Source organism: Mycobacterium sp. IS-836, from assembly GCF_001954275.1.
GTDB lineage: Bacteria > Actinomycetota > Actinomycetes > Mycobacteriales > Mycobacteriaceae > Mycobacterium.
The window spans coordinates 37,309-47,245 of record NZ_MBEU01000071.1; the positions used below are offsets into that span (position 1 = coordinate 37,309).

General features: G+C 68.5%; 6 protein-coding genes. 3 read left to right on the top strand and 3 right to left on the bottom strand.

The window, feature by feature from the left end; genetic code table 11:
- The first annotated feature begins 8 nt into the window (after window positions 1-8).
- Both pks13 and A5747_RS19915 read left to right on the top strand, forming a co-directional pair.
- Window positions 9-5,321, top strand: a complete 5,313-nt coding sequence (gene pks13, locus A5747_RS19910; RefSeq protein ID WP_076127460.1) for a polyketide synthase Pks13 — start codon at window positions 9-11, stop codon at window positions 5,319-5,321.
- Between the two features lie 8 nt (window positions 5,322-5,329).
- Window positions 5,330-6,895 (top strand): acyl-CoA carboxylase subunit beta, encoded by a 1,566-nt coding sequence (locus A5747_RS19915; protein WP_139333173.1) that lies wholly within the window; start codon window positions 5,330-5,332, stop codon window positions 6,893-6,895.
- On the opposite strand, the gene A5747_RS19920 is transcribed toward A5747_RS19915, so the two are convergent.
- Window positions 6,892-7,836: a sigma-70 family RNA polymerase sigma factor gene (locus tag A5747_RS19920; RefSeq protein ID WP_076127465.1), complete on the bottom strand. Its 945-nt coding sequence runs from the start codon at window positions 7,834-7,836 to the stop codon at window positions 6,892-6,894. The genes A5747_RS19915 and A5747_RS19920 overlap by 4 nt on opposite strands.
- 96 nt (window positions 7,837-7,932) lie before the next feature.
- Here A5747_RS19920 and A5747_RS19925 point away from each other — a divergent pair, with 96 nt between their 5' ends.
- Complete coding sequence (locus A5747_RS19925) at window positions 7,933-8,511, top strand: dihydrofolate reductase family protein (RefSeq protein ID WP_076127468.1); 579 nt, start codon at window positions 7,933-7,935, stop codon at window positions 8,509-8,511.
- Here the strand turns inward: A5747_RS19925 and A5747_RS19930 are convergent.
- Together A5747_RS19930 and A5747_RS19935 are read right to left on the bottom strand one after the other, a co-directional pair.
- Entirely contained in the window at window positions 8,483-9,355 is an 873-nt protein-coding gene (locus tag A5747_RS19930; protein ID WP_083700557.1) for an SGNH/GDSL hydrolase family protein, read from the bottom strand. The genes A5747_RS19925 and A5747_RS19930 overlap by 29 nt on opposite strands.
- A gap of 60 nt (window positions 9,356-9,415) precedes the next feature.
- A complete protein-coding gene (locus tag A5747_RS19935; RefSeq protein ID WP_076127470.1) occupies window positions 9,416-9,922 on the bottom strand; it encodes a hypothetical protein in 507 nt (168 codons plus the stop codon).
- Between the last annotated feature and the right edge of the window lie 15 nt (window positions 9,923-9,937).

A 9,937-nucleotide genomic window follows, 5' to 3' on the forward strand; every position in this document is an offset into this window, starting at 1 on the left:
CAGGAACCATGGCTGACACAGACGAACCTCAGGAGAACCTGCCCGCCGACAAGACCGACATGACGGTCGCCGAGATGCGCGAGTGGCTGCGCAACTGGGTGGGCCGGGCCGTCGGGAAATCACCCGACGACATCGACGAGTCGGTGCCGATGGTCGAGCTGGGTCTGGCGTCGCGGGATGCCGTGGCGATGGCCGCCGACATCGAGGACATGACCGGCGTCACGCTGTCGGTCGCGGTGGCGTTCCAGCACCCGACCATCGAGTCGCTGGCGACCCGCATCATCGAGGGTGAGCCCGAGGTGGCCGACGAGCTGGACGACGCCGATTGGTCGCGCCCCGGCCCCGCCGAGCGCGTCGACATCGCGGTGGTGGGCCTGTCCACCCGGCTGCCCGGCGACATGAACAGCCCCGACGAAACCTGGCAGGCGCTGCTGGAGGGTCGCGACGCGATCACCGATCTGCCCGAGGGCCGCTGGTCGGAATTCCTCGAAGAGCCGCGCATCGCCCAGCGCGTCGGCACCGCCCGCACCCGGGGTGGCTACCTGAAGGACATCAAGGGCTTCGACTCGGAGTTCTTCGCGGTGGCCAAGACCGAGGCCGACAACATCGACCCGCAGCAGCGGATGGCGCTGGAGCTCACCTGGGAGGCGCTCGAGCACGCCCGCATCCCCGCGTCGAGCCTGCGCGGCGAGGCCGTCGGCGTGTACGTCGGCTTCTCCAACAACGACTACCAATTCCTGGCGGTCTCCGACCCCACCGTCGCGCACCCGTACGCGATCACCGGCACCGCCAGCTCGATCATCGCCAACCGGGTGTCCTACTTCTACGACTTCCGCGGCCCCTCGGTCGCGCTGGACACCGCCTGCTCGAGCTCGCTGGTGGCGACGCATCAGGCGGTGCAGGCGCTGCGCAACGGCGAGTGCGACGTGGCGGTCGCCGGTGGTGTCAACGCGTTGCTCACCCCGTTGGTGACGCTCGGTTTCGACGAGATCGGTCAGGTGCTTTCGCCCGACGGCCGGATCAAATCCTTCTCGTCCGACGCCGACGGCTACACCCGCTCCGAGGGTGGCGGCATGTTCGTGCTCAAGCGGGTTGACGACGCCCGCCGCGACGGCGACCAGATCCTGGCCGTGATCGCCGGCAGCGCGGTCAACCACGACGGCCGGTCCAACGGCCTGATCGCCCCCAACCAGGACGCGCAGGCCGAGGTGCTGCGCCGGGCCTACAAGGACGCCGGCATCGATCCGCGCACCGTCGACTACATCGAGGCGCACGGCACCGGCACCGTGCTGGGCGACCCGATCGAGGCCGAGGCGCTGGGTCGTGTCGTCGGGCGGGGCCGTCCCGCGGATCGCCCGGCACTGCTGGGCGCGGTGAAAACCAATGTGGGACACCTGGAGTCGGCCGCCGGCGCGGCCAGCCTGGCCAAGGTGGTGCTGGCCTTGCAGCACGACAAGCTGCCGCCGTCGATCAACTTCGCCGGGCCTAGCCCCTACATCGACTTCGACGGCATGCACTTGAAGGTCATCGACTCCCCGGCCGATTGGCCGCGCTACGGCGGTTACGCGCTGGCCGGGGTTTCCAGCTTCGGCTTCGGTGGGGCCAACGCGCACCTGGTGGTGCGCGAGGTGCTGCCCCGCGACGTCGTCGAGCGGGAGCCGGAGCCCGCGCCGGAGGTCGAGTCGGGCCCCGAAACCGAATCGGCCGAAGCCCCTGGGCTGGAAAGCCACTCGCTGCGGTTCGACGATTTCGGCAACATCATTCCCGACGCCTCCGAGGCGCCGGAGGAAGAATACGAGCTGCCCGGCGTCACCGACGAGGCGCTGCGCCTCAAAGAGATCGCGCTGGAAGAGCTTGCGGCACAAGAAGAATCAGCGCCGCTGATCCCCCTCGCGGTGTCGGCGTTCTTGACGTCGCGCAAGAGGGCCGCCGCCGCCGAGCTCGCCGACTGGATGGAAAGCCCGGAAGGCCAGGCGTCGTCGCTGGAATCGATCGGCCGCGCGCTGTCGCGTCGCAACCACGGCCGCTCCCGCGCGGTGGTGCTGGCCCACGACCACGAAGAGGCGATCAAGGGCCTGCGGGCGATCGCCGAGGGCAAGCAGAAGCCGAACGTGTTCAGCACCGACGGGCCGGTGACCAGCGGCCCGGTGTGGGCGATGGCCGGTTTCGGTGCGCAGCACCGCAAGATGGGCAAGAGCCTGTACCTGCGCAACGAGGTCTTCGCCGAATGGATCGAGAAGGTCGACGCGCTGATCCAGGACGAGCGGGGTTACTCGGTGCTCGAGCTGATCCTCGACGACTCGCACGAATACGGCATCGAGACTTCCAACGTCGTCATCTTCGCGATCCAGATCGCCCTGGGCGAGCTGCTCAAGCACCACGGCGCGAAACCCGCCGCGGTGGTTGGCCAATCGCTCGGTGAGCCCGCGTCGGCCTACTTCTCGGGCGGGCTGTCACTGGCCGACGCGACCCGCGTCATCTGCTCGCGCTCGCACCTGATGGGCGAGGGCGAGGCGATGCTGTTCGGCGAATACATCCGGCTGATGGCCCTCGTCGAGTACTCCGCCGACGAGTTGAAGACAGTGTTCGGTGATTTCCCCGGCCTGGAGGTGTGCGTCTACGCCGCACCCAGCCAGACCGTGATCGGCGGTCCGCCCGAGCAGATCGACGCGATCGTCGCCCGCGCCGAGGCGGAGGGCCGCTTTGCCCGCAAGCTGCAGACCAAGGGCGCCGGCCACACCTCGCAGATGGACCCGCTACTCGGCGAGTTCTCCGCGGAGCTGCAGGGCATCGCGCCGCAGAGCCCGGCCGTCGGAATCTTTTCGACGGTGCACGAGGGCAGCTACATCAAGCCCGGCGGCGAGCCGATCCACGACGTCGCCTACTGGGTCAAGGGCATGCGGCATTCCGTCTACTTCACCCACGGCATCCGCAATGCCGTCGACGCCGGCCACACCACGTTCCTGGAGCTCGCCCCCAACCCGGTGGCGCTGATGCAGATCGGCCTAACCACCGCCGCCGCGGGTCTTCATGACGCCCAACTGATTCCGACGCTGGCCAAAAAGCAGGACGACGTCGAGTCGATGATCTCGGCCATGGCCCAGCTCTACGTCCACGGCCACGATCTGGACATCCGGACCCTGTTCAGCCGCGCCCAGGGGCCCGAGGATTACGCGAACATCCCGCCGACCCGGTTCAAGCGCAAAGAGCACTGGCTGGACGTGCACTTCTCCGGCGACGGCTCGGTGATCATGCCGGGAACCCATGTCGCGTTGCCGGATGGCCGCCACGTCTGGGAATTCGCGCCGCGCAACGGCGACACGGACCTGGCCGCGTTGGTGAGATCCGCTGCGACACAAGTGCTTCCGGATGCGCAGCTGGTGGCGTCCGAGCAGCGCGCGGTGCCCGGCGCCGGCGCCCGGCTGGTGACCACGATGACCAGGCACCCCGGCGGCGCCTCGGTCCAGGTGCATGCCCGCATCGACGAGTCCTTCACCCTGGTTTACGACGCGCTGGTGTCCCGGGCGGGTTCGGATGTCGCCGCGTTGCCGACCGCGGTGGGCGCCGGCGCGACGATCGCCGCCCCGACCGCGACCGCTGCGCCTGAGGCCCCGGCCGCGCCCGTCGAGGAGTCCGACGCCGAAACGCTGTCGGACAGCCTGACCAACCGCTACCTGCCGAGCAACGTGGGCCGATGGTCACCGGATTCCGGCGAGACCATCGCCGAGCGGCTGGGCCTGATCGTCTCGGCGGCCATGGGGTATGAGCCCGAGGACCTGCCGTGGGAGGTGCCGCTGATCGAGCTGGGCCTGGACTCGCTGATGGCGGTGCGGATCAAGAACCGCGTCGAGTACGACTTCGACCTTCCCCCAATCCAATTGACGGCCGTGCGGGACGCCAATCTGTACGCCGTCGAGAAGCTGATCGAGTACGCGATCGAGCACCGCGACGAGGTCGAGCAGCTGCACGAGCACCAGAAGACGCTGACGCCCGAGGAGATCGCACGGGAGCAGGCCCAGTTGCTCAGCGGGGCAACGCCGGCATCGGTCGCCGCGCCGGATCCGGACCCACAGGCGGAGCCCGAGACTCAGCCCGCGCCGCCGCCCTCGGATGTGACGATTCCCCCGCCACCGACGGACCCGTCCGGTCCGAAGGCCGCGGCCACCAATGGTGGCCAACCGAACCTGGCGGGAGCGCTCAGCCAGGAGGCGGTGGCCAAGGCGCTCAACTCCGACGTGCCCCCGCGCGACGCCGCCGAGCGCGTCACCTTCGCCACCTGGGCGATCGTCACGGGCAAGTCGGCGGGCGGCATCTTCAACCCGCTGCCCAAGCTCGACGAGGGCACCGCCGCCAAGATGGCGCAGCGGCTTTCGGAGCGGGCCGAGGGTCCGATCACCGCCGAGGACGTGCTGACGTCGGAGACCATCGAGGCGCTGGCCGAGAAGATCCGCGGCTACTTCGAGGCCGGACAGATCGACGGCTTCGTCCGCACCATCAGAGCGCCGCAGGACGATTCGCAAATACCGGTGTTCGTGTTCCACCCGGCCGGCGGTTCGACCGTGGTCTACGAGCCGCTGCTCAACCGCCTTCCGGCGGATACCCCGATGTACGGGTTCGAGCGGGTCGAAGGCTCCGTGCAGGAAAGGGCCGCCCAGTACGTGCCCAAACTCCTGGAACTCAACGGGGACAAGCCTTTCGTCCTGGTCGGTTGGTCGCTCGGCGGCGCACTGGCGTACGCCTGCGCCATCGGGCTCAAGCGGATGGGCGCCAATGTCGCGTTCGTCGGGTTGATCGACACGGTGCGCGCCGGCGAGGAGATCCCGCAGACCCGGGAGGAAACCCGCAAGCGCTGGGACCGGTACGCGAAGTTCGCGGAGCGCACCTTCAACGTCGAGATTCCGGCGATCCCCTACGAGCAGCTCGAGGAGCTCGACGACGAGGGTCAGGTCAAGTTTGTGTTGGACATCGTCCAGCAGAGCGGCGTGCAGATTCCGGGCGGCATCGTCGAGCACCAGCGGACGTCCTATCTGGACAACCGGGCGCTGGAGACCGTCGAGATCGAGCCGTACGACGGCCACGTGACCCTCTACATGGCCGATCGCTACCACGACGACGTCATCGAGTTCGAGCCGCGGTACGCGATCCGTCAGCCCGACGGCGGCTGGGGCGAGTACGTGGCGGACCTGGAAGTGGTTCCGATCGGTGGCGAGCACATCCAGGCCATCGACGAACCGATCATCGGCAAGGTCGGTGCCCACCTCACCGACGCGCTGAATAAGGTGGAAGCGCAAGCCAGTCAGACGAGTGAGGTAGGCAAGTAGTGACGGAGATGGCGCCAGCTCCCATCCAGCACACCACCGCGGAGAAGCTGGCCGAGCTCCACCGTCGCCTGGAATTGGCCAAAGAGCCCGGTGGTGAGAAGGCCGTCGCCAAGCGCAACAAAAAGGGCATCCCCAGCGCCCGCGCCCGCGTGCACGCGCTGGTCGACCCGGGCACCTTCTTAGAGACCGGGGCGCTGGCCAAAACGCCGAACGACCCGAACGCGCTCTACGGCGACGGTTGCGTCACCGGGCACGCCATGATCGACGGCCGGCCGGTCGGGGTGTTCTCCCACGACCAGACGGTGTTCCAGGGCACCGTCGGTGAGATGTTCGGCCGCAAGGTCGCCCGGCTGATGGAATGGTGCGCCATGGTCGGTTGCCCGATCATCGGCATCCAGGACTCCGGTGGGGCCCGGATTCAGGACGCGGTCACGTCGTTGGCGTGGTACGCCGAACTGGGCCGCCGCCACGAGGCGCTGTCCGGGCTGGTGCCGCAGATCTCCCTGATCTTCGGCAAATGCGCTGGGGGAGCGGTGTATTCGCCGATCCAGGACGACCTGCTGGTCTCGGTGCGCGACCAGGGCTACTTCTTCGTCACCGGGCCCGACGTGATCCAGGAAGTCACCGGCGAGGAGGTCACCCTCGACGAGCTCGGCGGCTCGGACGCGCAGGCCCGCTACGGCAACATCCACCAGGTGGTCGACTCCGAGGCCGAGGCGTTCCAGTACGTCCGCGACTTCCTGTCGTTCCTGCCGTCGAGCGCCGTCGGCCAGCCGCCGATCATCAACCCCGGCCTCGAGCCCGAGACCACCCCGACCGATCTGGAGCTCGACTCGATCGTGCCGGACTCGGACAACATGGCCTACGACATGCACGAGATCCTGTTGCGCATCTTCGACGACGGCGACTTCCTGGACGTCGCCGCGCAACACGGCCCGGCCATCATCACCGGGTTCGCCCGGGTCGACGGACGCCCGGTGGGCGTGATCGCCAACCAGCCCATGCACCTGTCCGGGTCGATCGACAACGAGGCCTCCGACAAGGCCGCGCGATTCATCCGGTTCTGCGACGCGTTCAACATCCCGCTGGTCTTCGTCGTGGACACCCCGGGCTTCCTGCCGGGTGCCGAGCAGGAGAAGAACGGCATCATCAAACGCGGCGGCCGGTTCCTGTATGCGGTGGTCGAGGCCGACGTGCCGAAGGTGACCATCACCGTTCGCAAGTCCTACGGCGGCGCCTACGCCGTCATGGGATCGCGGCAGCTGACCGCCGACTTCAACTTCGCCTGGCCGACCGCGCGCATCGCGGTGATCGGCGCCGAGGGGGCCGCGCAGCTGCTGATGAAGCGGTTCCCGGACCCCACCATCCCCGAGGCGCAGCAGATCAAGAAGGACTTCATCGAGGGTTACAACCTCAACATGGCGATCCCGTGGACGGCCGCCGAGCGCGGATTCATCGACGCGGTCATCGACCCGCACCAGACCAGGCTGCTGCTGCGCCGGTCGCTGCATCTGTTGCGGGACAAGCAACTCTGGTTCCGCACCGCACGTAAGCACGGGCTGATCCCGGTTTAGGGTGCCTCGCGCGCGATCGATCGCGGCAGCCCGAACCTCGCGAGCACGCTGTTGTCGAAGCGGGTCATGGCGCAGATGCGCTCGCCGGCGAGGCCCAGGACATACAGGCCGACCCCGTGGCTGATTCCCGTGGGCGTGCGCAGGTACGCGCCGAACGCCGGTTGGCCGTTGGCGCGCGTCGGCACGAGGTCGAACCTGCGGCCCGCATCGAACAGGGCCGCGCAGAAGCGGGCCACGACGTCGCGCCCCTCGTATTCGAAGGGCATCGGCGGCATCGACATGAACACGTCGTCGGTCAACAGGGCCACGAGCGCATCGAGGTCGGCCGACTCCCACGCGCGGACAAACTTCGCCACGATCGCTTCCTCGGCCGGCGAGCCGCGGGCCGGTGGGAGTTCGCCGGCGGTCGGCAGGCTGCGGCGAAGCCCGGCACGCGCCCGCTTGAGGGCGCTCTTGACCGCTTCGACGCTGGCGTCGAGCATGTCGGCCACCTCGTTCGTGTCGAATCCGAGGACGTCGCGCAGCACCAGCACGGCGACCTGACGAGGCGGCAGAACCTGAAGGGCGGCAATGAAAGCCAGTGAGATGGATTCGGTCTGCTCGTAGCGAGCTTCCGGCCCATCGGGAAAGGGCTCTAGCCAGACGACTTCACCCAAACGGGTGGGCCCCGGCGGTTCGACATCGGGCACGTCCCACTCCTTGGCCGCGCGCCGGCTCGCCGAACGACGGGCGTTGAGGCAGCGGTTGGTGGCGATCCGGTACAGCCAGGTGCGCAGCGAGGCGCGTCCCTCGAACCCCGCCAGCCCCTGCCACGCGGCCAGCATCGTGTCCTGCAGGGCGTCCTCGGCGTCCTGCAGGGATCCGAGCATCCGGTAGCAGTGCACCTGCAGTTCCCGGCGGTACGGCTCGATCAGCTCCCGATACGGATCGCCGACCACCACCTCGCGTCACCTCCATCCGTACAGACACCGACCCGACGACGCACGGGGCGGTGTCTCCATTAGTGGTAGCCGACAACACGGGCTAGGAGGGCAAGGATGGGAAAGATCATCGTCAGCGAGAACGTCTCGCTCGACGGAATCGGGCAGGACCCGACCGGCGACGAGGGCTTCAGGGCCGGCGGCTGGTTCGGCCAGATCGACCAACGCGACCACGACGCGTGGGCCGAAGCCGAGCTCGACGAGGCGCTGGGCGCCGAGGCCCTGCTGTTGGGCCGGCGGACCTATGAGTTCTTCGCCGCGCGCTGGCCGTCGCGCACCGGCCGGTGGGCGGACCGATTGAACAGCCTGCCCAAGCACGTGGTGTCGGCGACCCTGCCCGACCCGCAGTGGAACAACACGACGGTGCTGACGGCCGACCCACTGCGTCAGGTCGGCGCGTTGCGCCGAAACGTCAACGGGGACATCGTCGTTTACGGGAGCTTCCGGCTGGTGCACGCGCTGGTGGAACACGACCTCGTCGACGAGTTGCGATTGATGGTCTTCCCGTTCATGCTCGGCGCCGGCGATCGCCCGTTCGGCGACACCAGCGCCACGAAACGCCTGCGCCTCGTCGAGGTCCGCACGGTCGGCGACGGCCTGGTGCTACTCACCTACGAGCGCCGGCCGGGCCGATGAATCCGGCCAGCGCGTCGCCCACCGCCGTCGCGCCAAAAGCGGTGGGGTGCAACGGAACCGCGGGGTCGGCCACCCCATAGCCGGAAACGTAGCGATCGGCGGGCGAGGCGCAGATGTCGTGGCCCTGGAACATCGGCCTGGTGTCGAAGTACTCGATCCCCTTATCGGCGGCCAGTTGACGTTGCCGGTCGTCGAGTTCGTTGAATTTGGCCTGCAGGTAGTCGGAGTCGTGCGGCAACACCGGCTGCCCGGGAAAGCAGCCCCCGGGCCGGATCAGGGTCCCGTAGCCCACCAAAACGATCCGCGCCTTCGGCGCCTCGGCGCGGACCTGGTCGATCAGCATGCTCCACCCGCGGACATGCCTGTCGATCGCCGCCGAAATCCGGTCGACCGCGCCGGACACGAAATCCTCGGTGCAGGGTGCCGGGTTGGGGGATTTGACCTCGCATCCCTCGGCGTCGGCGGCCAGTCCGACGTCATTGGCCCCGATGGTGATGGTGATCAGGTCGGTGGCCGCGCGGACCGCGTCCATCTGGCGTCCGACCATCCCATCCTTCGTCTCTTGTGCGTGATCGGTGATGTCCTCGGTGATCGCGCCGCTGCAGGTGACGTCGGTGAACCCGGTCGCGCCGAGCCGCCGCGCGAGCACCGACGGGTAGTCGTTGGTCGACTTGCGGCAGCCGGTGGGTGGCGCCGGGTCCGGCACACCCGGCGCGGCGGCCATCGAGTCGCCCAGCGCCACATAGTTCAGCCGGCCAAGCGGCGGGGTGGCTGCATGGGGTCCGGCGCAAGCGACCGCCGCGGCACCGACCAGCGATGCGAGGCACAGGCGTGTCGAGAGCATATGCCCCAGTGTTTCATCCCGCGTTGGGCCGCCATGGCACCGCCGCGGGTTCAGTGCCGGTTACACCGGTACCAGATACTCGGAGGTGTAGAACTCGGCCGGATTCTGCGAGTGCGGGTCCCCGCGTTCGACGACCACCCAGACGCTGGTCGTGCCCTGCCGAATGGCGTCCTGAATGGTCACCGTCGCGTTGCCCGCGCCGTCGGTGTCCATTCCGGTAAAGGCGGTGCCGGGATCGCCGGGCCCGCAACCGGCCGACGAGGGACGGGGTTCCTGAATGAGGCCGACGTCGAAATGCGTGCCCGGCCGGGGGGAATCCGCCAGATGCACTTCCGCGGTCACGGTCGACCCGGACCTCTGTACCAGCACCGTGCCGCTGCCCAGTCGTGGAAACTGCACCGGGGGCCCGTTGGCCACCAGGCTGAAATCGCAGCGCCGGAGATCGGCATTCAGGGCGACCGTCGTACCGCTTTCCGCGGCGGCCTTGACCATTGCAAATGTCGCCGCGGGAGTGATCACCACGCCCAGCGTTGCCGCGCATGCGCCCAGACGAGTCAGTGTGTGCATTGGGTCACCTTTTCC